Below are 24,425 nucleotides of genomic sequence, written 5' to 3' on the forward strand. Positions count from 1 at the left end.
CGGCGGTCGCGTCGTGTCGGCTCAGCCGATGGTGACCGGGGCGGTGTCGTTCGCCGGGGTGTCGTCGCCCCGGGGGTAGCCGTAGGGAATGGCGACCGAGCCCGGCGCACCGAGCGGGCCGTCGATCCGCAGGCCGAACTCGACGAGGAAGGCGCTACCGGCCGGGAAGACGCCGTCCGGAACGGGGCAGTGCCAGATCGCAGGTGCGTCCGGATTTTCCTCGTCCGCGCTGTTGAAACAGTGCTGCGGGATGCTCGTGACCACCGTCCCGGCCGGCGGGGTGAAGACGAAGCGAGCGGCGCTGTCGCCGGAGACGGTGCCGTCCGGTACGCCTGGCCCGTCGTTGCGGATGCCGACCCGGACCCGGATCGTGTCGCCGGGCGCCCCGGCCGCGGTCGCGCCGACGGCGACCACGTCGAACGCGCCTCGCACGGCCCGCAGGTAGTACTGGCCGAAGGCGTTCTGCTGGTCGTGGCCGAGCACGCCGACCCGGTCACCGACCGGGCGCAGCCGCAGCGCCGTGTCCGCCGGCCGACGGCGTAGGACCACACCCTCGGGCAGCGGACCGGCGGTGACCTCGGGCGCTACGGTCTGCGTGATGCGCTTTTCGCCGATCGCGGCCGGACCGACGGTGGTCGGGAAGCCGCCGGGCAGCTCGTAGCGCCTGCCCGGGGTCAGTTCGCGGCCGAAGTTGCAGACCACGATCGTGCTGAGCTGGCCGCCGGCACCGTATCGGCAGTTGCGGTAGGCCGCCGGCTCCAGCCCGACCGGGAAATGGAACGTCGCCCGTAGGCCGGTCACCGGCTGGTCGCCGGCGCTGACCAGGGCCACCGGCATGGCCAGCCGGTCGCCCGTGCCGGCGCCGTCGACGTACGCGTCGACCAGGTCCACGGCGTCCGGCCCAGTGTGCACCGTGACGCTCGCCTGCTGGGCCTCGCCGTCGACGCCGTCGGCGGCGATCGACCAGTCGATCATGCCGGCGGTGCCATCGGCCGAGCCCGCCACCGCGCGGAGCACGATCGGTATGATGCCGTTGACGCCGCCGAACTCGTCCGTGCTGGCGTCGGGAGGCGTCGGGCAGCTCGCCACGGCCCCCGCACGGTCGCACCAGGCCGGGAACGTGACGGTGGCAACGTCGGCGAGGCCGCTCACGTCGAACCGGACGCCTGGGTGGACCGCGTCGGCGCTGGCGCTGAAAGAGAAGGCGGTGGTGCGGGCGGGCGCGGCCGGACCACCGATCGTGGTGTCGTCGAACCAGCCGCTGACCCAGCCGGGGCCGAGGTCGGCCGAGGCTGGGGCGGGCAGCGTGGCGAACACACCGAGGGCGGCCAGCACCGCCGCGCCGGCCGAAAGGCGCAGGTGTCTCATCGAACTTCTTGGGGGGAAGAGGGAGCCGACCCGGGCGGCCGGTGCGCCGATCCTATGAGGAGGGTGTGACGCGACGACGACTCAGCGTCTCGTCGACACGGCGGGTGATCTGGTAGGCCACCTCGGGCAGGTCGGTCAGGTCGAGCCGGTCCGCCCGCAGCGCGAACTGGGCGTGCAGCTCGCGGGCCACCGTGTCACGGATCTCGGTCTGGAGCGGGCTGAGGCCTGCTGGCGGTGCGCGTCTTCGCCGTGGTCGGAGGGACACCTGCCTACCGGCGGGAGTACGTCCAGGACGACACGCCGGCGGGGCCGGACGACTTCGACGACTGGGTCGTGCGTACGGTCCTGAACCCGGCTCGGCCCCTGTTCCGGGAGGCCCGCTACCTGCTCGCCGAGGATCCGGATCTGCGGGACACGGCGCTGTACCACTCCGTGCTCGCCGCCGTCGCGGAGGGGAACGCCAGCCGGGGTGGCATCGCCGGCTACATCGGGCGGAAGGCGACCGACCTCCAGCACGCGCTGACCGTGCTGGAGGACGCCGGCCTGCTGCTCCGTGAGCCGGATCCGCTCCGAAGCGGTCGCAGCAGCTACCGGATCACCGAGCCGCTGATCACCTTCTATCAGGCGATCATGCGTCCGGCGTGGACGGCGTTGGAGCAACGCCGGGGAGCCGACGTGTGGCGACGCTCTCAACGTCGTTTCGCGAGCGCGGTCCTCGGGCCACGTTTCGAAGAGATCGTGCGGCAGTGGTCGCTGCGCTTCGCCGACCCCGAGATGCTGGGTGGTCATGTGGCGGAGGCGAGTGCCGCCACTCTGACCGACCCGTCCACGCGGACCAGTCACGAACTCGATCTGGTCGCGATCGGCGAGCCGCCGCTCGGTGACGGCCCCCGTCCCCTGCTGGCGATCGGCGACGTGAAGTGGGGCCGCCGGTTGGGTCGGGGTGATCTGGACCGCCTGGAGCGGATCCGCGCCCTGCTCGTACGGCGGCCCGGGTACGACGCGACCGGCACCCGGCTTCTACTGGCCAGCGGTCAGGGCTTCACCGAAGACCTGACCGACGATGCCGCGACCCGACCGGACGTCGTTCTGGTCGACCCGGCCCGCATCTACGGGCACTGAGGGGTCCTTCACCGACCTAGACATCGATGGTTCTCTATGGTTTCCTGAAAGCGCTTTCTTTTACCCAGGGTACGCACGCTCGAAAGGTGAAACCGGATGAGACGCAAAGTCGCCACGCGGTGGCTGACCGGCGGTGTCACTGCGCTCGTAGGCGCCGTCGTCGCGCTGGCGTTGCAGGTTCCCAGCGCCTCGGCCGCCACCAACCTGAGCCTCGGCGCCGGCGCCGACGGCTCCAGCAAGGCCAGCGGCACCAGCTACGGCAACGTGATCGACGGCAACACGGGCACCTACTGGTCGCCGACCGGTTCGACCGGCACGATCTCGGTCAAGTGGGGCAGCGCCACCACGGTGTCCTCGGCCGTCATCGTGCCGGCCTCCGGCGGCGGCTCGATCAGCGGCTGGCAGCTCAAGAACCACGACACCGGCTCCGTCCTGGCCAGCGGCGGCGGCGCTCCGAGCACCATCAACTTCTCCTCGACGTCGCTGAAGAAGATCTCCCTCGTCATCACCGGCGCGTCCGGCACCCCGCGGATCGCCGAGTTCGAGACGTACGCCAGCGGCGGGTCGACGCCGACCAGCGGCCCCACGAGCGGTCCGACGTCCGGCCCGACCGGCAACCCGGGTACGCCGACCGGCGCGTGGCCGTCGTCGGCCGGCTCGGTGAACATTTCGAGCACGGTCAACGTCTCCGGCACCTTCGACGGCGGCATGAAGACCTACTGCTGCATGGGCGACGGTGGGCAGGGCGAGTCGCAGAACCCGATCTTCAAGGTCGCCAACGGTGGCACGCTGCAGAACGTCATCCTCGGTTCGCCCGCCGGTGACGGCGTGCACTGCGAGGGCACCTGCACGCTGCGCAACGTGTGGTGGAACGACATCGGTGAGGACGCCGCCACCTTCAAGCAGACCAACGGCGGCACGTCCTACGTCATCGGTGGTGGCGCGCGCAGCGGCAGCGACAAGACCTTCCAGCACAACGGCAACGGCACGGTCAACATCTCCGGCTTCTACCTGAAGGGGACCGGCAAGCTGTACCGCGCCTGCGGCAACTGCTCCACCTCGTACACCCGCCACGTGCGCATCGACAACGTCCTCGTCGACGACATCGACATGCTCGCCGGCATCAACAGCAACTGGAACGACACCGCGACGATCACTCGCGTGGTCGTGATCGGCTCGGCCGTCATCTGCGGCAAGTACAAGGGTGTGGCCAAGGGCAGCGAACCCAGCTATCTCGGTGAGGGCTGGAACGACGCCAACTGCAAGGTCAACAGAAGTGACGTCGTCTTCCGGTAGTTCTCGAAGGGGCGCCCGCCAAACGGTCGGGTGCCCCTTCCATGTCCTTCACCCGCCGAACCAGCCCGGCACGTCGAGGCGGAACACGTCGGCGGGGACCATCCGGCGTAGGTCGTCCTCGATCGCCGCGACCCGGTCGGCGCCGAGCGTGGCCACCCAACGGTCGCGCAGCTCGTCGAAGACGACCGCCGAACGGTGCAGCCCGTCGTGGCCCCGGGCGGTCATCCGGACCAGCTTCCGGCGCGCGTCGGCGGGATCGTCCACCCGTTCCAGGTAGCCGAGCGCGACCAGCCGGTCCACCGTCTTGCCGGCGGCCTGCTTGGAGACGCCGAGGCGGTGCCCGAGGTCGGAGGCGGTGGTGCCGGCCGGACCCACGGCCTGGAGCACGAAGCCGTGCGCCGGGCGCAGCTCGGTGTGCCCGTGCCGGGCCAGATCGGCGTGCAGGTCGTCGATGAGCGTGCGGAAGCCGGCCAGCAGGAGCAGCGGCAGCGCGAAGCCGGGGCGGTCAGGCGTTGCCATGTTCGACAACCTGGTTTACGGTTTGGTCAACCACGTTGACTATCCTATGGGAAGGGACCGACGATGTCCCGCTTCACCGCGTACGCAACCGACACCGCGCCGGCCGCCGCCCGCCCGGTCATGGCCGGCGTCCACCGCAAGCTGGGCCACCTGCCCGCCGCCGTCGGCCTGATGGCCGGCTCGCCCGAGCTGCTCAAGGGCTTCCTCGCCGCCAACGCCGCCTTCGAGGCCACCGACCTCGACCCGATCGCCCGCGAGGTGGTCGTGCTGACGGTCGCCACCCGCAACGCCTGCCACCTCTGCGTAGCCATGCACACCGCGACGCTCACCCGCCACGACGCCGCGCCGGAGCTGATCGCCGCGCTGCGTGCCGGCGGGGCGCTGCCCGCACCCCGGCTGGAGGCGCTCCGCCGGTTCACCGTCGCCGTGCTCGACCACCGGGGCGCGGTCCCCGACGCCGAGATGGACGCGCTCCTCGCGGCCGGCTGGCAGCCGCGGCACGCGCTCGACGTCGTGCTCGGCGTCGGGACGTACACCATCTCGACCTTCGCGAACCGGCTCACCGCCGCGCCGCTCGACGAACCCCTGACCGCGTACGCCTGGACGCCGGCCGCCTGAGTTGCGCTGTTAATAAGGGGCCCCGCCTCTACCGAATGCGTTAAGCGGGGGCCCCGCCTTAACCCACGGGCTGCCGCAGGCCCGGCAGAGCCACAGTGGCCGGTGCGGGTCGTGGCGTCGCGTCATCGCCGTTCCTCCTCGGTCGCCTGGCTGGAGGGAGGGGCCGTCCGCCGCCGACGTACCGGACGGCCCCTCCACGGTTTCGTCCGTCCTTTCGGGGCGGATCCGGACGATTCCGCTGTGCACAGTTTCGGGACGGCGGGACTACTGGTGGAAGGCGTATGGTCACCCAGTGTGTCGGGCCGTGCGGTTGGTGAGGTCGGTGAGACACGCGGAGCGCAACCGTGAGGAGGCGTGCGGGTGGACGAGCGCTTGCAGGTGTTGATCGAGGAGCTGCGGCACATCCGGGCGGCTCGGAAGATGACCCAGGAGGATCTGGCGAAGGCGATCACCTATTCGCCGTCGACGGTGGCGATGGTCGAGACCGGCGCGCGTAGGCCGCCGCCGGACTTCTGGGACCGGGTGGACGTGGCGCTCGACACCGGCGGCGTGTTCGGCCGGATGCTGGTCCGGCTCGGGTCGCCGCAGTGGATGCGGGAGTGGGAGGCCAACGAACGGCAGGCGACCGTGCTCCGGTCGTACCAGAACATGGTGGTGCCGGGGCTGTTGCAGACGTCGGCCTACGCCCGCGCGTTGTTCCGCAGCGTCAACCTGTTCGACGAGCCGGAGGTCGAGCGGCGGGTGGAGGCCCGGCTCGCCCGGCAGGCGGTGTTGGCCGGGGAGAAGCCACCGCACCTCGTCGCCATGCTGGACGAGCACGTGCTGCGCCGCCCGGTCGGCGGCCCGCTGGTGATGCGCGAGCAGGTGTTGCGGCTGGTCAAGGTGGCCGACGAAAATCCTCGGGTACGCATCCAGGTGGTGCCCGCCTCGACCGGCGCGTATCCGGGTTTCGCCGGGGCCTTCGTGCTGGCTACGCTGCCCACGGGGGAGGACGTCGTCTATCTCGATGATCAGCTCAAGGGTCAGGTGATCGACCGCACCGAGGACGTGCTCGCGGTCCGGTCGTCCTGGGAGTCGATCGAGGGGGAGGCGCTGCCGCCCCGGCAGTCGATGGAGTTGTTGACGGAGGTGGCGGAGACATGGCGGACCTGACCGGCGCCCGGTGGCGCACCAGCACCCGGAGCAGCACCAACGGCGGGGACTGCGTCGAGGTGGCCGACAACGTTCCCGGCGTGGTCGGCGTACGCGACAGCAAGGACCGCGACGGCGCGCTGCTGACCTTCCGCCCGGCCGCGTGGCGTGCGTTCGTGGAGTCGGCCCGCCGGCTCTGAGCCGCCCCGCTCGTCAGCCCTTCAGGAACGGCGACAGTAGGGCGGCGAGCTGCGCCGGCCGCTCCTCGAAGAGCCAGTGGCCGCAGTCCGGGACCACCTCGCCGGTGACCGTGTCGGCATAGCGGCGCACCTGCTCGGCCACCTGCCCGCCGAGGCTGGCCTCCGCGCCGATGGCGAGCACCGGCATCGGCAGCTTCGTCCCCCGGTACGCCGTGTTGTCCGCGATGTCCTGCCCGAACGCGCGGAAGTAGGCGAAGCTGGCCCGTAGGCGTGCCTCGTCGCGCAGGTGACCGGCGTACTCCTCGATCTCGTCCGGGCCGAGACTGCCCTTGTTGATCATGATGGAGTCGGTGAACCGGTCGACCCAGAGCGCCTCCCGGCCGGCGACGAGCCGCTCGGGCAGGCCGTTGGGGACGGTGAAGAAACCGAAGTTCCACACGGCCGGGCCGGCGGCGGTCAGCGCCGGGATCGTGTAGATGCTCTCGTCGGGGATCGGGGCCTCGGTGAGCACCAGCCGGGTGACGGCGTCGGGATGGGCGGCGGCATAGGCGTACGCGACCATGGTGCCCAGGTCGTGGCCGACCAGCCGGATCTCCCCGGCCAGGTCGAGCCCGGTGAGCAGCCCGTGCAGGTCGGCGGCGACGGTCTTCTTGTCGTACCCGCCGGCCGGGGCGTCGCTGTCGCCGAAGCCGCGCAGGTCCGGGGCGATCACCTGGTACGACTGCGCCAGCTCGGGCAGCACGTGTCGCCACATCCGCCAGCACTGCGGGTAGCCGTGCAGCAGCACGAGGGTCGGTCCCCGGCCGCCCCGGACATAGTTGACCGCCACGTCGCCCACCTGGGCCCGCTGCTCGCTGAACCCCGCCGGCACCCGCCCATCGCCCATCCCGCCGACTACCCCGCTGACCTCGGTCCATGCGGTGGGCGTGTTAATAGGGGGCCCCTCCTCTACCGAATGCGTTAACAAGGGCCCCCTCCTTACACCCCGGAGGGGTGGGGGAGGATGGGGGTATGGGGCGTGGCTTTCCGTACGACGATCTCAACGACTTCCTAGCGGCCCTGGAGCGCGCGGGCGAGCTACGGCGGGTCACCGTCCCGGTCGATCCCACGCTGGAGATGAGCGAGGTGGTCACCCGGACCGTCCGCGACGGCGGGCCGGCGCTGCTCTTCGAGCGGCCCACCCGGGGCGAGATGCCGGTCGCGGTCAACCTGTTCGGCACCGAGAAGCGGATGGCCATGGCGCTCGGCGTCGACACGCTCGACGAGATCGGCGCGCGGATCGGCGCGCTGGTCAAGCCGGAGCTGCCGGTCGGCTGGTCCGGCATCCGCGAGGGCCTCGGCAAGGTCATGCAGCTCAAGTCCGTGCCGCCCCGCAAGGTCAAGACCGCGCCGTGCCAGCAGGTGGTCTACTCCGGCGACGACGTCGACCTCGGAAGGCTGCCCGGGCTCCAGGTGTGGCCGGGCGACGGCGGGATCTTCCACAACTTCGGGCTGACCCACACCAAGCACCCGGAGACCGGCAAGCGCAACCTGGGCCTCTACCGGCTCCAGCAGCACGGGCGGAACACGCTCGGCATGCACTGGCAGATCCACAAGGACTCGACCGCGCACCACGCCGTGGCCGAGCGGCTCGGCCAGCGGCTCCCGGTCGCCATCGCCATCGGCTGCGACCCCGTCGTCTCGTACGCGGCCACCGCGCCGCTACCGGGTGACATCGACGAATACCTGTTCGCCGGCTTCCTGCGCGGCGAGCGGGTGGAGATGGTCGACTGCCTGACCGTGCCGTTGCAGGTGCCGGCGCACGCCCAGGTGGTGCTGGAGGGCTATCTGGAGCCGGGCGAACGGCTGCCCGAGGGCCCGTTCGGCGACCACACCGGCTTCTACACGCCGGTCGAGCCGTTCCCGGTGCTGCACGTCGAGACCATGACCATGCGGCGCGACCCGGTCTACCACTCGATCATCACGTCGAAGCCGCCGCAGGAGGACCACGGCCTCGGCAAGGCCACCGAGCGGATCTTCCTGCCGCTGCTCAAGCTGATGATCCCGGACATCGTCGACTACGACCTGCCGGCCGCCGGGGTCTTCCACAACTGCGCGATCGTGTCGATCCGCAAGCGCTACCCGAAGCACGCGCAGAAGGTGATGAACGCGATCTGGGGCGCCCACCTCATGTCGCTCACCAAGCTGATCGTGATCGTCGACGAGGACTGTGACGTGCACGACTACCACGAGGTCGCGTTCCGCGCCTTCGGCAACGTCGACTACGCCCGTGACCTGATGGTCACCGAAGGGCCTGTCGACCACCTGGACCACGCCTCGTACCAGCAGTTCTGGGGCGGCAAGGCGGGCCTCGACGCGACCCGCAAGCTGCCCACGGAGGGCTACACCCGGGGCTGGCCCGAGGAGATGACCATGTCGCCCGAGGTGGTCGCGCTCGTCGACAAGCGCTGGAAGGAGTACGGGATCCGATGACGGCGGTGGCGGAGCGGCCCGGGCGGGTCACGTCCTTCCTCAAGCTCGTCGCGATCGAGCACTCCGTGTTCGCGTTGCCGTTCGCGTACCTGTCCGCGTTGACCGCCATGCAGGTCAACGGCGGGCGGGTGCGCTGGCTCGACCTGCTGCTGATCACCGTGGCGATGGTCGGCGCGCGGACGTTCGCGATGGCCGCCAACCGGATCCTCGACCGGCGGATCGACGCGCGGAATCCGCGTACCGCCAACCGGGAGCTGGTCACCGGGGCGGTGAGCGTGCGCACGGCCTGGACCGGCGCGGTCGTCGCGCTCGTGGTCTTCCTGGGCGCTGCCGCCCTGCTCAACCCGCTCTGCCTGGCGCTCGCGCCGCTGGCCGCGGTGCCGCTCGTGGTCTACCCGTACGGCAAGCGGTTCACCAACTGGCCGCACGCCATCCTCGCGCTGGCCCAGGCGGTCGGCCCGGTCGGCGCGTGGCTGGCGGTCACCGGCACCCTGGACGGCTCCGGCCCGGCCTGGCTGCTCGGCGCGGCGGTCGGGCTGTGGATCGGCGGCTTCGACCTGATCTACGCCTGCCAGGACTCGGAGATCGACCGGGAGATCGGCGTGCACAGCGTCCCGGCCCGGTACGGCCGCCGCTTCGCGCTGCACGCCTCCACCGTCGCGCACGTGGTGACGTTCGCGCTGTTCATCTGGTTCGGCGCGCTCGTCGGCTTCGGCTGGCTCTGGTGGATCGGGCTGGCCCTCACCGCGGTCGCGTTCGGCTACCAGCACCTGGTGGTCAGTCCCACCGACCTGAGCAAGGTCAACCGGGCGTTCTTCACCGCCAACGGGTTCGTCGGCATCGCGTTGTTCGTGTTCGCCCTGCTGGACCTGGTGATCCGGCTCGACCTGCGCCCCTGAGCGGGCCGGGCCCCGTTACGGCGCGGCGGCCACCGGGTAGCGGGCGCTCTCCAACGTCCAGTCGACGGTGCCCCGGACGGCGGCGGCCACCCCGTCGAGGTGGGCGGTGACCGCCTCGTCCAGCGCCGGACCGAACGACGGCACGGCCGCGCGCAACGTCATGAAGCGGCTCATCTCGGCCCGCCAGTGCCCGGCCACCAGGTCGACCGCGGCCGGCACCGGCACGCCCCGCTCGCCGGCCACCGCGAGCACCAGGTTGTGCCCGCCGCCGACGGCCCGGTCGCGTTCCAGCGAGGCGATGTCGTTGAACCAGGAGAGCAGGTCGTTGCCGAGGTCGGCATACCGGCGCAGCACGGGATGGTGGTAGACCGCGTCGGGCAGCGGTCGCCGGGACGCGAACTCGATCAGCGGGTACGACACGTACGCCGCCGAGGTGGCCCGGCGCAGCCGGATGTACTCGGCGACGCCGGGCGGGCGGCCGGTCGAGGTGGCCGCCGCCTCCCGCGAGACGCCGTCGAGATGGTCGGCGACGGCGTCGGCGAACCGCAGCCGCCACCGCGCCGGCATCCGGCGGCGGGGCTCCCGCCACGCCTGCACCAGCAGCCGGCGCAGCGGGCCGGCGAAGCCGGGGTGGCGGGCCCGGGGACCGTCGCGGAGCAGCGCGAGGGTGCCGTCGCGCAGCGCGCGGATCTGCGCCGGGGCCAGCCGGTCCGGGCCGTCGCAGGCGTCGTCGACCAGGAAGAACCAGGTGAACAGCGCGGTCAGCACGCGTAGGTCGGCCTCGCTGGCGTCCGGGTAGAGCCGGCCGGCATACCTGGCGAAGCCGGCCCGGGCGAGCCGCCGCCGGGTGGCCGGGTCGAGTGGCAGGCCGAGCCGGTCCAGCCGGGTGGCCAGCCAGCCCTGCACCTCGTCGGCGTACGGGGAGAGCCGGGGCGGAACGGGGCAGTCGGAGCGCAGCGCCCGTAGCACCGCAGCCGTCATCACCGGGCCTTCCCATGAGAGGTGGATTGCCGGTCAGAGAATCCCATGCCACGGGAAGCCCCGTCGACCCGGTTGACGTTCGGCCTGGCAGGCTTGACGGCATGCGCGAACCATGGGTGGTGGGCGTCTCGGGCGCCTCCGGCACACCGTACGCGGCGGCGGTCGTCCGGGGCCTGCTCGACGCCGGTCAGGCGGTGGACCTGATCGTCTCCCGGGCCGCCCGGCTGACCGTCCTCGACGAGACCGGCCGGCCGTTCCGGGACGCGCACTGGGCCGACGACCTGGCCGGCTGGCTCGACCGGGACCTCGCCGGGGCGGACCTGCGGCACTGGCCCGCCGGCGACCTGGCGGCCGGGCCGAGCAGCGGCTCCTACCGGGTACGCGGCATGGCCGTGGTGCCGGCCAGCACCGCCGCCTGCGCCGGCATCGCGATCGGGCTCTCGAAGGACCTGCTCCAGCGCGCCGCCGAGGTGAATCTGAAGGAACGGCGGCCGGTCGTGGTGGTGCCCCGGGAGACGCCGGTGACCCGCAGCCACCTGGAGCACCTCATCGCGTTGCACGACGCCGGCGCCGTGGTGCTGCCGGCCAGCCCGGGCTTCTACGGCGCCGGGGCGTCGGCCTCCGCCCAGCAGTTGGTCGACTTCGTGGCCGGCAAGGTGCTCGACGCGCTCGGCGTCCCGCACACGTTGTTCCGGCGCTGGTCCGGGGAGTTGGCCGCCGATCGCCGGGACGCGAACCCGGCCTGACCGGTCGGGGCGCGGCCCGCCTCACCGGTCGGACCGCGCCCCGCTCGCTTCAGTACATGCCGGCGTTCGCCGGGCCGGGGCCGGTCGAGGCGGTCGGGCCCATGTTGCGTGGCTTGCCCATGTCCTCCGCCTCGTCCAGCATGCCCTCCCCCTCCAGCAGGGCCCGCACCTCGGATTCCCGAAACCGGCGATGCCCGCCTGGAGTCCGGATGCTGCCGATCCGGCCGGCCGCTGCCCATCTGGTCACGGTCTTCGGGTCAACCCGAAACAGCGCAGCGACCTCACCCGGTGTCAGCAGGCGATCTCCAGTGTCCACAGCCCCCTCCTCGCGTCGACGAAGCCCCCGGCTGAACACACTGCCCCCGGCCGGTGCGAGCCCAGAGCCGTCATGAGGGACGTACGGTAATTACAGCACCAGCGGCCGGGCGTGTCCGCCAAACGCGAAAAACGCACACAGTGAGAAAGTTAGTAAATGGTACTGGCGTAGACCCCCTGTGAGCGGGCGTTTGTGAATGGATAGGGTCACTCTCCGTGGATGCGATCGACCTGAGCCTTGTGGAGCTGCTGCGCGGCAACGCCCGCCTCTCGTACGCCGAACTGGCCCGGCAGGTCGGTCTCTCCGCCCCGGCCGTGCACGAACGGGTCGGCAAGCTGGAATCCGGCGGCGTGATCCGCGCCTATCGGGCCGAGGTCGAGCCGGAGTCCGTCGGGCTCGGGGTCACCGCCCTGATCGGCATCGTGGAAGACTCCGACGCGGACACCGACGACGTGCTTGAGGCGTTCCGCCAGATCCCCGAGATCGAGTCCTGCTACTTCATGGCCGGCGTGGAATCGTTCCTGCTCAAGGCGCGGGTGGGCACCATCGCCGAGCTGGAACAGTTGATCGTCCGGCTGAACCGCACGCCCGGCGTCGCCTCCACCCGCACCGGCATCGCCCTGTCGACCAAGTGGGAGAACCGTCCCCAACCACTCGTGCCCCCCACCCCCTGACCACCGATCGGGGGTCGGGCCCGGCGGCGCGGGGGTGCCTTCGCGTTGCCGAGAAACGTGATGACGTAAACGAGTCACGTGCGCCTGCTTCGCCGTCGGCAGCGCTTCGCCGAACCTGGCGGTTCCGCTGATCCACCTACGCCATCAAGTTTCTAGGCAACGCGAAGCCACCCCTCCGGGGGCCTCCTCGCCGTGCCGGCTCTGGCCCGGTGATCGGTTTGGCCGCGCGTCCGGCCGAGACCGGGCCGGCGGGTCGGGTCGGGGTCCGGGTCGTTACGTCCGTGTCCGGCGGTCCGGTCGGGTCCGGGTCGTTACGTCCGTTTCCGGCGGTCCGGTCGGATCCGGGTTCGGTCAGGTCGGCGTTTGGCGGGTCCGGTCGGGTCCGGGTTCGGTTGGTGCCGAAGGGCGGGTGAGGGGCTGGCCGGCGGGCCGGGCGGGCGGTTAGCGTGCGGCGATGACGACCTCGGAGCAAGGTGCAGCCGTGGTGACCGGGGCGGCCGGCGGGCTCGGCCGCGCGCTCGCCGCCGCGCTGCACGCCGACGGCTGGCGGGTGCTCGTGACAGACGTCGACGGCAGCGCGGCGGCCGTGGTCGCCGGGCCGCTGGGCGGCTGGTCCCGCCCCCTCGACGTACGCGACGAGGATGCCTGCGCGGCGGTCGCCGCCGAGGCGGCCGGCACGCCGGGCGGACTCGGGCTGTGGGTGAACAACGCCGGCATCCTGGTCACCGGCCCCTCCTGGGGGCACGGCGCGCAGGCCCGACGCCGGGTGGTCGAAGTCAACGCGCTCGGCGCGATGAACGGCACCCTGGCCGCGCTCGCCGTCATGCGGGCACAGGGCCACGGGCACGTGCTCAACGTGGTGTCGCTGGCCGGGCTGATCGCGGCGCCCGGGGAGACCGTCTACGCCGCCAGCAAGCACGCCCTGCTGGCGTTCAGCCTCGGCACCCTGAGCGACCTGCGGATGGCGGGCGTCCGGGGCGTACACGTGTCGTGCCTGTGCCCGGACGGGATCTGGACGCCGATGCTGCACGACAAGCTCGACGACCCCGGGGCGCTCGCCTCCTTCACCGGGTCGCTGCTGACGCCGGAGCGGGTGGCCGCCCGGGCGGTACGGCTGGCCCGCCGGCCCCGCCCGGTGGTCAGCCTGCCCCGCTGGCGTGGCGCGCAGGTGCGGCTGCTCGACGCGTACCCCCGGCTCACCCTGGCCCTGACCCCGGTGGTGCGGGCCGCCGGCCGGGCCGGGCAGCGCCGGCAGGCGCGCCGGGTCCGGGCGGATCCGAGCCCACCTCGCTTGTAACGTTGCCGGCGTGACTCATCTCGACCGCTGCGACGAGGCCGGCCGGCGCTGGTTGACCGAGGCCATCGCCACGGTCGAGGCGGACGCCAACCGCTCCGCCGACACCCACCTGCTGCCCTTCCCGCTGCCCCGGGCGTGGGGGATCGACCTCTATCTCAAGGACGAGTCGGTGCACCCGACCGGTTCGCTCAAGCACCGGCTGGCCCGCTCGCTGTTCCTCTACGGGCTGTGCAACGGCTGGATCGGCCGGGACACCACGGTCGTCGAGGCGTCCTCCGGGTCGACCGCGGTCTCCGAGGCATACTTCGCGCGCATGCTCGGGCTGCCGTTCATCGCGGTCATGCCCGCCTCCACCTCCCCGGAGAAGATCGCTCAGATCGAGTTCCAGGGCGGGCGCTGCCACCTGGTCGACGACCCGGCCAAAGTGGTGATCGAGGCGCGTTGGCTGGCCGAGGACACCGGCGGGCACTACATGGACCAGTTCACCTACGCCGAACGGGCCACCGACTGGCGGGGCAACAACAACATCGCCGAGTCGATCTACGCCCAGCTCGCGCTGGAACGGCACCCGATACCGGCCTGGATCGTGGTGGGCGCCGGCACCGGCGGCACCAGCGCCACCATCGGCCGGTACGCCCGCTACCGCCGGCTGCCCACCAAGCTGTGCGTGGTGGACCCGGAGAACTCCGCGTTCTATCCGGCCTGGCAGACCGGCGACTGGTCGCTGCGCACCGGCCGCGGCTCCCGGATCGAGGGCATCGGCCGGCCCGGCGTCGAGCCGTCCTTCCTGCCAAGCGTGGTGGACCGGATGGTCCAGGTGCCGGACGCCGCGTCGCTGGCCGCGATGCGGGCCGGCTCGGCCGTGCTCGGCCGTCGGGTGGGCGGCTCCACCGGCACCAACCTGTGGGGCGCGTTCGGGCTGATCGCGGAGATGCTCGCCGCCGGCCGGACCGGCTCGGTGGTCACGCTGATCTGCGATCCGGGCGACCGCTACGCCGACACCTACTACGACGACGGGTGGGTGGCCGCGCAGGGCCTCGACCTCGCCCCGTACCTGGCCGTCGTCGACCGGTTCCGCACCGACGGCGCCTGGCCGGCCTGACCGGTCAGCGCGGGTCGACCCGCTCCGCCAGCCCCGGGTAGCGCGTCACGAAGCCCTCCGGGTCGACCTCCAGGTCGGTGGTGAAGGTGCCACTGGCGTACCGGACCCGGCCCGGACCGAGCGACGTGTAGACCTGCTCGGCCGGCACCACGGCCAGGCCGGGCAGCAGCACCCAGGCGACCGACACGCTGGTGGCCAGGTCGGCGGGGAGCCGGCCCAGCCCGATCCGGCGAATGGGCAGCGTGTTGGTCAGCGGGGAGCCGCCCAGGTCGACGTCGAGCGCGTCGGCCAGCCGGTCCGGTTCGTCCGTGCCGGGCAGGCCCGCCGGCGGATGCCCGGCCGCGCGCAGCGCCGCGTCCAGGTCACCCTCCTCGCCGGTACGCACGCGCCACCCGTCCCGACCCCGCTCCAGGCGTACGCTCCGCGCCCAGCCGGCGCCGTCCGCGTCGACCTCCAGGCGGTTGGTCGACCAGTCCGGCGCGATCGTCAGGCGGTAACGGCAGGTGTAGGGAATCGGATCCACGGCCAGCGCCACGCCCTGCGCGGTCAGCCCTTGGCGGTCGTCGAGCACCACGTGCTCCGAGCCGGCGGTGTCGGTCCGGGTCCAGAAGAGCGACTTCGGCATGGACCGGACGTTACGCGACCCGGGGCGCACCGGCAGTGGATGCGCGAACGCCGCCGTCGAGCGGATGCTCGACGGCGGCGTTCACGGTGTGCCCAGGATCAGTGGGTACGGGCCGGCGGGCGCCCGCCGAAACCGCGCCGCTCGTCACGCGGCCGGTCGTCCCGAGCCCGCCCGTCGGAGCGGAACCCGCCCCGACGCTCGGCCGGCCGGAAGTCACCCCGGTCGCCGAAGCGCCGCTCGGTGCTGCCGTCCCGGTCGCCGAAGCGCCGCTCGCCCTGCGGGCGGTCGTCGTGGCGGCGCTCGCCGAAGCCACGCCCGCCGGTGGGCCGCGTGTCGTGCCGCCGGTCGTCCCGCCGGTCGTTGCCGAACCGCTCGCCGGCCGGCCGGTCGCCGTATCCGCGCTCGCCGAAGCGCCGGTCGCCGGTGGGTCGGTCGCCGTATCCGCGCCCGCCGGTGGGTCGGTCGCCGTATCCGCGCTCGCCGGTGGGTCGGTCGCCGTATCCGCGCTCGCCGGTGGGCCGGTCGCCGAAGCGCCGCTCGCCGCGGCCGTCCCGGTCGCCGTAGCCGCGTCCGCCGCGGTCGAAGCCGCGCGCGCCCCGGTCGCCGTGACCGCGTCCGCCCCGGTCGTAGCCGCGGCCGTCCCGGTCGCCGTAGCCGCGCCCGCCGCGGCGGGGCTCCGGCTCCTCGCGGACCGGCACACCGCTGGGCTCGCGCGCGCCGGTCAGCTCGGCCAGCGCCTCGTCGCCGGCACGCACCCGAGCCTGGGCCGGGTCGACGCCCGCCTTCTCCAGCATGGCGAGCGTGGTCCGGCGTTGCTTGGGCAGGACCAGAGTCGCCACCGCGCCGGACTCGCCGGCCCGGGCGGTGCGGCCGGCCCGGTGCAGGTAGTCCTTCGGGTCCTTCGGCGGGTCCACGTGCAGCACGAGCGAAACCCCGTCGACGTGGATGCCCCGGGCCGCCACGTCGGTGGCGACAAGCACGTTCATCCGACCCTCGCGAAACTCGGCGAGGGTCTTGGTGCGCATCCGCTGGGTCTTGCCGCCGTGCAGGCCACCGGCCCGTACGCCGACCGCCGTGAGCTGCTCGACCAGCCGGTCGACGCCGAGCTGCGTACGGGCGAAGACCATGGTGCGGCCGTCCCGGGCGGCGATGGACGCGGTGACCGCGAACTTGTCGTGCGGCGGGATCAGCAGCATGTGGTGGTCCATGGTGGACACGGCGGCGGTCGCCGGCGCGGTCGAGTGGGTGACCGGGTCGGTCATGAACCGCTTGACGAGCGTGTCGACGTCGTTGTCCAGAGTGGCCGAGAAGAGCAGGCGCTGGGCGTCCGCGGGCGTCTTCGCCAGCAGCTCGGTGACCTCGGGCAGGAAGCCCATGTCGGCCATCTGGTCGGCCTCGTCCAGCACCGTGACCTCGACGTCGTCGAGCCGGCAGACGCCACGCGCGATCAGGTCGCCGAGCCGCCCCGGCGTGGCCACCACGATCTCCACGCCGCGCCGCAGCGCGTCGATCTGCCGGTCGTACGGCACGCCGCCGACCGCGGTCTTCAGGAAGATGCCGATCGACTTGCCGAGCGGCACCAGCGCGTCGTTGACCTGCATGGCCAGCTCGCGGGTGGGAACGAGGATCAGGGCACGGGGGTGTAGCGAACGGGCCCGGTTGCGCTCGGCGAGCCGGGCGATCACCGGCAGGCCGAAGGCGAGCGTCTTGCCCGAGCCGGTCTGACCCCGGCCGAGCACGTCACGGCCGGCGAGCGCGTCCGGGACGGTGGCCCGCTGGATCTCGAACGGGGTGGTGATGCCCTGGCGGGCGAGCGCCTCGACCAGCCGCCGGGGCAGGCCCAGCGAGGCGAAGTCGGGGGCGTCGGTCGCCGGCTCGATGGCCGGGTCGGTGGACGGGGACGTGCCGGAGGCAGCGAACGTGGTCAAGAAAAGCCTTTCGAGCGAGCGGGGGCGCATCTTCGCGATGGCCCGCCGCAGCACAGTCACGCCGCCGAATCGCCCGCAAGATCGCCCATGGGCGCGCGCAGTCGGCGCGCCAGGTCAGTGATCCCGACAAGTGTACGGCGATCCACCGACACGGCCACCGCAGCGCGCGGCGGTAGTGGGCGGGCTCACCCCGTCAGCCGCCGGTCAGCCCGCTCAATGCGTCGTTGGCCAGGAAGACCACGAGCAGACTGATCGCGATCAACACGGCAAGCGCCACGGCCAGCACAATGATGACCTTGGTGTTGCTGGACCGGGCGGTCGGCGCGTCCTCCGACCAGCCCTGGGCCAGGATGTGCCCGGTCAGCGAACCGGAGTTCTCCGACGGGCTGCCCTGCGGAAAAGAGATCGTGGCGAAGCCGGGACCCTCGGTGCCGCCGTACGCGGTTCCGGCCAGGTCCTGAGCGCCCGACTGCGGGCGTACCGGACGGGCCGCCGAGGCGTCCCGCGCGGGGGCGGCCGGCGGCGGCCAGGTCGGCAGCGCCGGTGCCGGCACCACCGGCGGCGGGGGCGCGGCGGGCGGGGGTGTGGTCGACGTGTACGTGGCGACCCACGCCGGCTGCGCTCCGGACGGCGACCCGGGCGCGTCGGCCATCGCCGGCGGCGGCGGGAACGGCGGCGCGGGCATCGGACCGGGAGGCGGCGGCGCCGGCGGCACCAGCGGCCCCGGTGGCGGTACGGGCGGCCCGGGCACCGGCGGGATCGGCCCGGGCGGATTCGGCGCCGGCGTGGGCGCGGGCGGATTCGGTGCCGGCGTGGGCGCCGGCGGCCCGGGCGGCGGGGGCGTCGGGCGCAGCGGGGGCTCCGGCTCGGAGGGAGCCGGCGACGGGGGCGTGGGCCCCGGGACCGGGGTCGGCTCCGGCTCGGGCTCCGGGCCGCGCGGTGTCGGCGGCTGCGCGGGCTCCGGCGGCTGGGCGGGCTCCGGCGGCTCCGGACTGACCGGGCCGGCCCGGTAGACCTTCGCGGCGGCGGGAGTGGCTGGCACCGAGGCGGCGACCTCCTCGGCGGACACCCGGCTCAGGCCGGGCACCGAGGCGCTGGCCCGGGCCGGCGAGGTCTCCGCCTCCGCGCGCGGCGTGGGTACCCGGACGGAACCGGACACCCGGGACGCCGCCGCGGCGTCGCCACCGGTCGTACCCACCGCGGCGTCGCCACCGGTCGTACCCGCCGCCCGGTCGCCACCCGCCGTGCCCGCCACGGCGTCGCCGGGGGCGGGCGCCGGGCTGGCGGCGTCGCCGGGCCCCGAGGAGTCGGCGTCGCCGAGGGCGGCGGCCGGGTGGTCGGTGTGGCCGGGGGCGGGCGCCGGAGCCTCGGCGGACGACTCCGACGCCGACGCGGCGGGGACCGGTCGTTCCGAGATCCCGGTGGCCTGGCTGGACGCGGGTGCCGGGCTACCGGCGTCACCGTCGTCGGGTGGGGACACGGCGGCGGGGCGCTCGGCCGCCGCGAAGGCGGACCAACTGGTGGGCGGGACGGTCGCACCGGGACGGCGCCGGTCCAGCGGCGGCGCGCTCGCCGCCGGAGCACCGGCCCGGTAGGTGGTGGCGGTGGCCGGCGGACCGGGGTGTTCCCCGCCGGACGGCGGCGGCACCGCCGAGCCGGCCACGCTCACCCGAGCCCGCGCCACGGCCACCGGTGCCGGCTGCTCGTCGGCGTCACCCGCGGGGTCGGCTGCGGGTCCCGGGTGGACCGTCTCCGCCGGAACCTCGTGCTCGCCCATCTCGCCCTCCGCACCCACGCTCGCCCCCGACCGTGCCGCCGGCCGGAAGTGCCTGGATCTCACCGTGCCACATTCCGGCCCGGGAGCACAGCCGGAGCGGACGGTTGGGTCAGCCGGCGCTGCTCGGGCTCGCGGAGTGGCTGCCGGTCGCGCTCCGGGTCGGCTTGGCGGCGCTGCTCGACGGCGCGGCGGCGCTCTCGGTCGGCTTCGCCGCGCTCTCGGTCGGCTTCGCGGCGCTGGTGGTCGGCGCGGCGGCGCTCTCGGTCGGTTTCGCCGAGCTGGTGGTCGGCGCGGCGGTGGCGGTGCGGCTCGGCGTCGGGCTCGGCGTGTCGGACGGGCTGGGCGTCGGGGTCGGCGTGGCGCTCGTCGACGGGGTGGGCGACGGGCTCGACGTGGTCGGCGTCGGCTTCGGGGTGCCCGAGGGCTTCGGCGTCGCGGTCTTCGTCGGCGTCGGCGTCGGCTTGGGCTTCGGCGGGTTGGTCGGCACGGTCGGCGCCGGCACGGGCGTGGCCGGGGCGGGGATGGCACCGACCACCCGGGTCGCGGCGTAGAGCCGAGACCAGCGGACCACGGAGATCTTCACGACGTCGCCGGTCCGTGGCGCCTCGACCATCTTGCCGTTGCCGATGTACATCGCCACGTGGTGGATGCTGGTCCAACTGCTGCTCGACGCGAAGAAGAGCAGGTCGCCCGGGAGCAGCGCGTTGGGGTTGACGGTGCGGGAGCGGGTCGCGAAGTACTGGTCGCGGGAGACCCGCGGCAGGCCCCGGTAGCCGGCCGACCGGTAGGAGGCGAGCATCAGGCCCGAGCAGTCGAACCGGTCCGGGCCTTCCGCCGCCCAGAGGTAGGGATCGCCGAGCTGGGCCAGGGCGTAGCGCACGGCGTCGAGCGCCCGCGGATCGGCGACCAGGCCGTTGATGCTCTGGTTGATGACGTACGGGTTGCCGAGCCGCTGCTCGGCGGCGTCCTCCCGACGCTCGATGTCGAGCAGCTTCGCGGCATTGTCCCGGCGCAGCTTGAGCAGTGCGGCTTCCTGCTTGTGCAGATCCGTCTCGACGCGGGTGAACTCCGCGGTCTTCTCGGTGACCCGCCGCTGCACCGAGGCGTGCGCCTCGCGGGCGACCCGCTCGTCGCTGCTGGCGCGGAGCAGCTCACCGGTCACCGACGTGGTGGCCCGCTCGGCCTTGTCGCCCCGGGTGATTCGTTGCAGGTCGGCGAACTCGCGCAGGCTGGAGCCGAAGTTGCCGGTCGGCAGCGCGGCATCGGCCTTGACCGCGTCGGTGGCGGCGCTCTTGGCGTTCTCCTGGGCTCGGGCGAGCGCGTCCTGGGCCTCCTTGAGCCGGCCGGCGGCGACGACCAGCTCGGCCTGGGCCGCGTCCCGCTCGCCCTTGATCCGGAGGAGGTCGTCGCCGAGCTGCGCGACCCGGCCGTCGACCTGGTTGATCTGCGCGATCAGCGGCCCGTCGGCCGGGTTCCCGACGCCGGCCGTGGCACCCGGCACGGCACCGGGGACGGTGGCGCCGGGGAGGCCCAGGACGGTGCCGGGGCGGCCGGCGACGGCGCCAGGCGCGACGGGCAGTTGCAGGGTGCCGGTGACCTGCGGCCGGGAGCCGGTGCGGGGAACGGTGTCGGGCAGTGGATCGGCCCAGGCGGGAGTGGCGAGCGCCGCGGCCACGACCGCCCCGAGCAGGGCGGACCAGAGCGCCGGTCGGAGCACCGGTGAGATCACCGGGGCCCGTCGCCGTCGCCGTCGGGCCTTGGTGCTGTGGACCATTCCGCTCCCCGTCCGGTCTGGTACGCGCCACGTGTCGTGGGCGTGATGGGACAGAGAGACAAAGGTGGTGTGTTCCGCCCCACCTTTGTCTTACCTCACCGACGCAGCGATGTCGATGTGCGGAGGGTGACGGCCGGTGAACTGCGTCGCTGCGGCCCGACCGCGTCGGCGGTCCGTCCGAGCCGCGACGTACGCTCGATCCGGACCCCAGGTGGAAGGACGTGGCTGTCGGATGGACGCCGGACTCAAGCGCGAGCTCGAAGCGAAGGTCTACGCGGGGGAGCGGCTGACCCGCGAAGACGGCATCGCCCTCTATGACAGCGATGACCTGACCTGGTTGGGCCGGCTGGCCCACCACAGGCGGACCGAGCTGAACGGCGACCGGGTGATGTTCAACGTCAACCGGCACCTCAACCTGACGAACGTCTGCTCCGCGTCGTGCGCCTACTGCTCGTTCCAGCGCAAGCCGGGCGAGAAGGACGCCTACACGATGCGGATCGACGAGGCGGTCCGCAAGGCCAAGGAGATGGAGGACGAGCAGCTCACCGAGCTGCACATCGTCAACGGACTGCATCCGACGCTGCCCTGGCGCTACTACCCGAAGGTGCTGCGCGAGCTGAAGGCCGCGTTGCCGAAGGTCAACCTGAAGGCGTTCACCGCGACCGAGGTGCAGTGGTTCGAGAAGATCAGCGGGCTCACCGCCGACGAGATCCTCGACGAGCTGATGGACGCCGGGCTGGAGTCGCTGACCGGCGGCGGCGCGGAGATCTTCGACTGGGAGGTCCGCCAGCACATCGTCGACCACGCCTGCCACTGGGAGGACTGGTCGCGCATCCACCGGCTGGCCCACTCGAAGGGCATGAAGACGCCGTCGACCATGCTCTACGGCCACATCGAGGAGCCCCGGCACCGCGTCGACCACGTGCTGCGGCTGCGTGAGCTGCAGGACGAGACCGGCGGTTTCCAGGTCTTCATCCCGCTGCGCTACCAGCACGACTTCGTCGACTCGGCGGACGGCAAGGTCCGCAACCGGATCCAGGCGCGCACCACGATGGCTTCGCCGGCCGAGTCGCTCAAGACGTTCGCGGTCTCCCGGCTGCTGTTCGACAACGTCCCGCACGTGAAGTGTTTCTGGGTCATGCACGGGCTCTCGGTGGCTCAGCTCTCGCTGAACTTCGGCGTGGACGACCTGGACGGCTCGGTCGTGGAATACAAGATCACTCACGACGCCGACTCGTACGGCACGCCGAACACCATGCACCGGGACGACCTGCTCCACCTGATCTGGGACGCCGGCTTCCGCCCGGTGGAGCGGAACACCCGCTACGACACCGTCCGCGAGTACGCTGCCGCCCCGTCGATGGCCGAGCGCCGCTCCGAGCCGCAGCAGGTCTGGGCCTGACCCCGGGGATGAGCACCGACGGGCAGCAGCGCGCGTTTCCCCGGCGCGACGCCGAGGGGCGCATCCTCACCCTCGGTGACCTGCTCGGCGTGACGCTCGCCGGCCTGGTGATCGGGGTGCTGGCGCTGCTGCTCTTCGAGTGGGCGTTCGCCGCCGTGGGCGCCGGCGGGTTCGGGCGGACCAACGGCTGGCTGGCCGTGATCCTGCCGCTCTGGTTGTTCTGGGACGACTTCCGGGCCTGGGAGTTCGGGGCCGCCCGGGTGGTGGCCGCGCTGGTCGGGATCGCGGTCGGCGTCCTCGCCGGCCTGCTGGCGGCCGGGCTGGCCGCGGGGCTGCCGGCGCTGTTCACCGGCGCGCTGGCCGCGGCGGTGTTCACCGTGGTCTACGCGGTCATCTGGTTTCATGGCGTGCACTGGCTGGCCCGGCGGACGGGCTGAGGCGCGGAGAGTGGGAATGCTGGCATGAGCGCGGCCGTCAAGTACACGCTGGGCCGGATCGGGCTGTTCGTCGCCGTGCTGGCGGCCCTCTGGTTCGTCGACATGAACGTTTTCCTCCGGCTGATGCTGGCGCTCGTGTTCTCCGCCGCGCTGTCGTTCTTCCTGCTCAAGGGTTGGCGGGACGAGATGGCCGGGGAGATGGCGGAGGCGTCGGAGCGTCGTCGCGCGGAGAAGGACCGGCTGCGCTCCGCGCTCGCCGGTGACGACCAGCCCACCGAGCCCCCGAACCCGAACTAGCTGCGCGGTGGTGAGAAGGGGCCCCTTCTCTACGCCAGGCGTTAAGAGGGGCCCCCTCCTTTCACAGGTGCGGCCAGGGGCGGCTGGTGGGTTTGATCAGGTAGGCGATGCCGCCGGAGCCGGAGGCCACCGTGCCGTTGGCGCGGTAGCGCTTGGTGCGCAGCCAGATCTGCTCGAACTGCTCGCGCTTGTAGACGTTGCGGACCGCCTCGTTGGACGACGACGCGGGATCGTTGACGATGACGTCACCGTCGGCGGTGAAGCCGACGATCACGAACAGGTGCCCGGAGGTGCCGTAGTTGGCCCCGTCCAGTTCCTCGGACAGGAACGACTGCGACGTGACCACCGGGATCCCGGCCTTGATGTACCGTTCCGCCTCGTCCAGCGAGTGCAGCCGGGTGACCCGTGCCTCCAGGCCGGGGAAGCCGGCCGCGTACGCGGTGTTGAACGGCCAGTTGCCGGCGCCCTCGTACTCGTAGTCGTAGGTCATCCGCGCGGCGTGGTCGACGGTCGGGTCCGCGTAGGCCGGGTCGACCCAGGCGGTGTCCTCGGCCGAGGGCTTGCGCCCCCAGTACTCGACCACCATCTCGGTGGAGGTGGGGGAGCACCATGCCTCGCCGCCGCCGTCGTACTCCGGGTATTCGCCGACGTGGACGTTCTGCGAGTAGCGGGGCACGGCCAGCTCGGTGCCCCAGGCGATGCCGCCCCGGCTCGGCGTGACGGTGAACCGGTCCGGCACGTTCGAGGCCATCGCGCCGAGCATCCGGACCCGCGGCGCGGCGGCCTGGCCGGGCGCGCGGTAGAGCGTCAGCCGGAGCTGGTACGACCGCAGCAGCACCCCGGCCGCGGCGTCGTCGATGGAGAACGTGTCGGTCCAGATGCTCGACCAGGGGTCACCCTGGCCGTCCAGGGTGGCCCGCTTGATGTCCTGGTCGCCGGAGGCCCAGCGGCCCATGACGTACCACGGGGTGTGTTCCCCGGTGGTGTACGTGCCGTGCAGCTCGACCTGGATCCAGGTGCCGGCCGGGGTGCTGGCGTTCCACGACGCGACCAGCTCGGTGGCGTCGAACCCGATCCGCCGCTCGGGCGAGGTCCAGGTGGCGTACTCCCAGGTGCGGGTGGTCCCGGTGTGCTCGTCGGTGAACTCGGTGGTGCCGGCGGCGCGGCCGATGGTCAGCGCGGGGTCCCGGCCCGGTAGGGCGCGGGTGCCCCGGTGCGAGCCGCTCCGCCAGTCGGGATAGCGGGAGAACTCCTGGAAGGTGATCTGTTCGTCGTGGGTGACGCCCGGTCGGTGGCCGTGCGCGTGGGCGGGTGCGGTGGTGCCGAGGAGGGTGAGCGCGGTCAGGCCGGCGAGGGCGACCGTGCGCAGGGATCTTCCGAACATGACAGCTCCACTCCGGAGGCGGCATCGTCGCCGTTCACTGTCGCGCCTGGCGGGAAGTTT

At 72.8% G+C, this 24,425-nt stretch carries 25 protein-coding genes; 14 read left to right on the forward strand and 11 right to left on the reverse strand.

Translation table 11 applies throughout. The annotated features are described in order from the left end of the window. Positions 1 to 21: 21 nt before the first annotated feature. Positions 22 to 1,368 (reverse strand): hypothetical protein, encoded by a 1,347-nt coding sequence (locus O7619_RS05380; protein ID WP_282286071.1) that lies wholly within the window; start codon positions 1,366 to 1,368, stop codon positions 22 to 24. A 52-nt stretch (positions 1,369 to 1,420) separates the two neighbouring features. Beyond that, positions 1,421 to 1,558, reverse strand: a complete 138-nt coding sequence (locus tag O7619_RS05385; protein ID WP_282286073.1) for a hypothetical protein — start codon at positions 1,556 to 1,558, stop codon at positions 1,421 to 1,423. A 44-nt stretch (positions 1,559 to 1,602) separates the two neighbouring features. On the opposite strand from O7619_RS05385, the gene O7619_RS05390 reads away from it, so the two are divergent. Both O7619_RS05390 and O7619_RS05395 read left to right on the forward strand, forming a co-directional pair. Further along, the gene (locus O7619_RS05390) at positions 1,603 to 2,490 is read left to right on the forward strand and encodes a hypothetical protein (protein ID WP_282286074.1); all 888 of its coding nucleotides are present in this window, start codon (positions 1,603 to 1,605) and stop codon (positions 2,488 to 2,490) included. A gap of 96 nt (positions 2,491 to 2,586) precedes the next feature. Then, positions 2,587 to 3,786, forward strand: coding sequence for a pectate lyase (locus tag O7619_RS05395; protein ID WP_282286075.1), 1,200 nt, complete (start codon positions 2,587 to 2,589; stop codon positions 3,784 to 3,786). Between the two features lie 48 nt (positions 3,787 to 3,834). On the opposite strand, the gene O7619_RS05400 is transcribed toward O7619_RS05395, so the two are convergent. Beyond that, on the reverse strand, positions 3,835 to 4,305 hold the full coding sequence (locus tag O7619_RS05400; RefSeq protein WP_282286076.1) for a MarR family winged helix-turn-helix transcriptional regulator: 471 nt from the start codon (positions 4,303 to 4,305) through the stop codon (positions 3,835 to 3,837). Between the two features lie 63 nt (positions 4,306 to 4,368). Here O7619_RS05400 and O7619_RS05405 point away from each other — a divergent pair, with 63 nt between their 5' ends. The 3 genes from O7619_RS05405 (at position 4,369) to O7619_RS05415 (ending at position 6,254) form a co-directional block, all read left to right on the forward strand. Then, complete coding sequence (locus O7619_RS05405) at positions 4,369 to 4,923, forward strand: carboxymuconolactone decarboxylase family protein (RefSeq protein ID WP_282286077.1); 555 nt, start codon at positions 4,369 to 4,371, stop codon at positions 4,921 to 4,923. A 360-nt stretch (positions 4,924 to 5,283) separates the two neighbouring features. Then, positions 5,284 to 6,075 carry a helix-turn-helix transcriptional regulator gene (locus O7619_RS05410; RefSeq protein WP_282286079.1) on the forward strand — a complete coding sequence of 264 codons (792 nt, stop codon included), beginning with the start codon at positions 5,284 to 5,286 and terminating at the stop codon, positions 6,073 to 6,075. Further along, entirely contained in the window at positions 6,063 to 6,254 is a 192-nt protein-coding gene (locus O7619_RS05415; protein ID WP_282286082.1) for a DUF397 domain-containing protein, read from the forward strand. Before O7619_RS05410 ends, O7619_RS05415 begins: the two co-directional genes overlap by 13 nt. A 13-nt stretch (positions 6,255 to 6,267) precedes the next feature. Here O7619_RS05415 and O7619_RS05420 read toward each other — a convergent pair whose 3' ends face one another. Then, entirely contained in the window at positions 6,268 to 7,140 is an 873-nt protein-coding gene (locus O7619_RS05420) for an alpha/beta hydrolase (RefSeq protein ID WP_282286083.1), read from the reverse strand. A 125-nt stretch (positions 7,141 to 7,265) separates the two neighbouring features. On the opposite strand from O7619_RS05420, the gene O7619_RS05425 reads away from it, so the two are divergent. Further along, positions 7,266 to 8,726 carry a menaquinone biosynthesis decarboxylase gene (locus O7619_RS05425; protein ID WP_282286085.1) on the forward strand — a complete coding sequence of 487 codons (1,461 nt, stop codon included), beginning with the start codon at positions 7,266 to 7,268 and terminating at the stop codon, positions 8,724 to 8,726. Further along, a complete protein-coding gene (mqnP, locus tag O7619_RS05430) occupies positions 8,723 to 9,625 on the forward strand; it encodes a menaquinone biosynthesis prenyltransferase MqnP (RefSeq protein WP_282286086.1) in 903 nt (300 codons plus the stop codon). The genes O7619_RS05425 and mqnP overlap by 4 nt, the downstream gene beginning before the upstream one ends. Before the next feature lie 15 nt (positions 9,626 to 9,640). Here the strand turns inward: mqnP and O7619_RS05435 are convergent, their stop codons facing one another. Further along, positions 9,641 to 10,606, reverse strand: a complete 966-nt coding sequence (locus tag O7619_RS05435; protein ID WP_282286087.1) for a terpene synthase — start codon at positions 10,604 to 10,606, stop codon at positions 9,641 to 9,643. Positions 10,607 to 10,707: 101 nt separating this feature from the next. Here O7619_RS05435 and O7619_RS05440 point away from each other — a divergent pair, with 101 nt between their 5' ends. After that, complete coding sequence (locus O7619_RS05440) at positions 10,708 to 11,352, forward strand: UbiX family flavin prenyltransferase (RefSeq protein ID WP_282286088.1); 645 nt, start codon at positions 10,708 to 10,710, stop codon at positions 11,350 to 11,352. 49 nt (positions 11,353 to 11,401) lie between these two features. Here O7619_RS05440 and O7619_RS05445 read toward each other — a convergent pair whose 3' ends face one another. Continuing rightward, a complete protein-coding gene (locus tag O7619_RS05445) occupies positions 11,402 to 11,668 on the reverse strand; it encodes a BldC family transcriptional regulator (RefSeq protein ID WP_130330775.1) in 267 nt (88 codons plus the stop codon). Positions 11,669 to 11,883: 215 nt separating this feature from the next. On the opposite strand from O7619_RS05445, the gene O7619_RS05450 reads away from it, so the two are divergent. From O7619_RS05450 to O7619_RS05460, 3 genes are all read left to right on the forward strand, one after another. Next, positions 11,884 to 12,342 carry an Lrp/AsnC family transcriptional regulator gene (locus O7619_RS05450; RefSeq protein WP_282286096.1) on the forward strand — a complete coding sequence of 153 codons (459 nt, stop codon included), beginning with the start codon at positions 11,884 to 11,886 and terminating at the stop codon, positions 12,340 to 12,342. A gap of 454 nt (positions 12,343 to 12,796) precedes the next feature. After that, on the forward strand, positions 12,797 to 13,639 hold the full coding sequence (locus O7619_RS05455) for an SDR family oxidoreductase (RefSeq protein WP_282286097.1): 843 nt from the start codon (positions 12,797 to 12,799) through the stop codon (positions 13,637 to 13,639). A gap of 10 nt (positions 13,640 to 13,649) precedes the next feature. After that, the gene (locus O7619_RS05460) at positions 13,650 to 14,741 is read left to right on the forward strand and encodes a PLP-dependent cysteine synthase family protein (RefSeq protein ID WP_282286098.1); all 1,092 of its coding nucleotides are present in this window, start codon (positions 13,650 to 13,652) and stop codon (positions 14,739 to 14,741) included. Positions 14,742 to 14,745: 4 nt separating this feature from the next. Here O7619_RS05460 and O7619_RS05465 read toward each other — a convergent pair whose 3' ends face one another. The 4 genes from O7619_RS05465 to O7619_RS05480 form a co-directional block, all read right to left on the reverse strand. Beyond that, complete coding sequence (locus tag O7619_RS05465; protein ID WP_282286099.1) at positions 14,746 to 15,366, reverse strand: putative glycolipid-binding domain-containing protein; 621 nt, start codon at positions 15,364 to 15,366, stop codon at positions 14,746 to 14,748. Positions 15,367 to 15,464: 98 nt separating this feature from the next. Beyond that, a complete protein-coding gene (locus tag O7619_RS05470; RefSeq protein WP_282286100.1) occupies positions 15,465 to 17,294 on the reverse strand; it encodes a DEAD/DEAH box helicase in 1,830 nt (609 codons plus the stop codon). A 193-nt stretch (positions 17,295 to 17,487) separates the two neighbouring features. Continuing rightward, positions 17,488 to 19,071, reverse strand: coding sequence for a hypothetical protein (locus O7619_RS05475; RefSeq protein WP_282286101.1), 1,584 nt, complete (start codon positions 19,069 to 19,071; stop codon positions 17,488 to 17,490). A gap of 109 nt (positions 19,072 to 19,180) precedes the next feature. Next, a complete protein-coding gene (locus tag O7619_RS05480; protein WP_282286103.1) occupies positions 19,181 to 20,845 on the reverse strand; it encodes a C40 family peptidase in 1,665 nt (554 codons plus the stop codon). Positions 20,846 to 21,077: 232 nt separating this feature from the next. Here O7619_RS05480 and mqnE point away from each other — a divergent pair, with 232 nt between their 5' ends. The 3 genes from mqnE to O7619_RS05495 are packed head-to-tail and all read left to right on the forward strand — an operon-like array spanning position 21,078 to position 22,981. Then, complete coding sequence (mqnE, locus tag O7619_RS05485) at positions 21,078 to 22,247, forward strand: aminofutalosine synthase MqnE (RefSeq protein ID WP_282286105.1); 1,170 nt, start codon at positions 21,078 to 21,080, stop codon at positions 22,245 to 22,247. A gap of 8 nt (positions 22,248 to 22,255) precedes the next feature. Beyond that, positions 22,256 to 22,684 carry a hypothetical protein gene (locus O7619_RS05490; protein WP_282286106.1) on the forward strand — a complete coding sequence of 143 codons (429 nt, stop codon included), beginning with the start codon at positions 22,256 to 22,258 and terminating at the stop codon, positions 22,682 to 22,684. 24 nt (positions 22,685 to 22,708) lie between these two features. Next, positions 22,709 to 22,981 (forward strand): DUF4229 domain-containing protein, encoded by a 273-nt coding sequence (locus O7619_RS05495; protein WP_282286107.1) that lies wholly within the window; start codon positions 22,709 to 22,711, stop codon positions 22,979 to 22,981. 61 nt (positions 22,982 to 23,042) lie between these two features. Here O7619_RS05495 and O7619_RS05500 read toward each other — a convergent pair whose 3' ends face one another. Further along, complete coding sequence (locus O7619_RS05500) at positions 23,043 to 24,365, reverse strand: C39 family peptidase (RefSeq protein WP_282286108.1); 1,323 nt, start codon at positions 24,363 to 24,365, stop codon at positions 23,043 to 23,045. Positions 24,366 to 24,425: the final 60 nt, after the last annotated feature.

Source organism: Micromonospora sp. WMMD998, assembly GCF_029581235.1.
Taxonomy (GTDB): Bacteria; Actinomycetota; Actinomycetes; order Mycobacteriales; family Micromonosporaceae; genus Micromonospora.

Coding starts and splice junctions, on each gene's coding strand:
- O7619_RS05490 (WP_282286106.1), top strand. CDS start 22,256: ATGAGCACCGACGGGCAGCAGCGCGCGTTTCCCCGGCGCGACGCCGAG.
- O7619_RS05420 (WP_282286083.1), bottom strand. CDS start 7,140: ATGGGCGATGGGCGGGTGCCGGCGGGGTTCAGCGAGCAGCGGGCCCAG.
- O7619_RS05500 (WP_282286108.1), bottom strand. CDS start 24,365: ATGTTCGGAAGATCCCTGCGCACGGTCGCCCTCGCCGGCCTGACCGCG.
- O7619_RS05415 (WP_282286082.1), top strand. CDS start 6,063: ATGGCGGACCTGACCGGCGCCCGGTGGCGCACCAGCACCCGGAGCAGC.
- O7619_RS05405 (WP_282286077.1), top strand. CDS start 4,369: ATGTCCCGCTTCACCGCGTACGCAACCGACACCGCGCCGGCCGCCGCC.
- O7619_RS05495 (WP_282286107.1), top strand. CDS start 22,709: ATGAGCGCGGCCGTCAAGTACACGCTGGGCCGGATCGGGCTGTTCGTC.
- O7619_RS05465 (WP_282286099.1), bottom strand. CDS start 15,366: ATGCCGAAGTCGCTCTTCTGGACCCGGACCGACACCGCCGGCTCGGAG.
- O7619_RS05455 (WP_282286097.1), top strand. CDS start 12,797: ATGACGACCTCGGAGCAAGGTGCAGCCGTGGTGACCGGGGCGGCCGGC.
- O7619_RS05475 (WP_282286101.1), bottom strand. CDS start 19,071: ATGGGCGAGCACGAGGTTCCGGCGGAGACGGTCCACCCGGGACCCGCA.
- O7619_RS05435 (WP_282286087.1), bottom strand. CDS start 10,606: ATGACGGCTGCGGTGCTACGGGCGCTGCGCTCCGACTGCCCCGTTCCG.
- mqnP (WP_282286086.1), top strand. CDS start 8,723: ATGACGGCGGTGGCGGAGCGGCCCGGGCGGGTCACGTCCTTCCTCAAG.
- O7619_RS05380 (WP_282286071.1), bottom strand. CDS start 1,368: ATGAGACACCTGCGCCTTTCGGCCGGCGCGGCGGTGCTGGCCGCCCTC.
- O7619_RS05440 (WP_282286088.1), top strand. CDS start 10,708: ATGCGCGAACCATGGGTGGTGGGCGTCTCGGGCGCCTCCGGCACACCG.
- O7619_RS05395 (WP_282286075.1), top strand. CDS start 2,587: ATGAGACGCAAAGTCGCCACGCGGTGGCTGACCGGCGGTGTCACTGCG.
- O7619_RS05425 (WP_282286085.1), top strand. CDS start 7,266: ATGGGGCGTGGCTTTCCGTACGACGATCTCAACGACTTCCTAGCGGCC.
- O7619_RS05400 (WP_282286076.1), bottom strand. CDS start 4,305: ATGGCAACGCCTGACCGCCCCGGCTTCGCGCTGCCGCTGCTCCTGCTG.
- mqnE (WP_282286105.1), top strand. CDS start 21,078: ATGGACGCCGGACTCAAGCGCGAGCTCGAAGCGAAGGTCTACGCGGGG.
- O7619_RS05480 (WP_282286103.1), bottom strand. CDS start 20,845: ATGGTCCACAGCACCAAGGCCCGACGGCGACGGCGACGGGCCCCGGTG.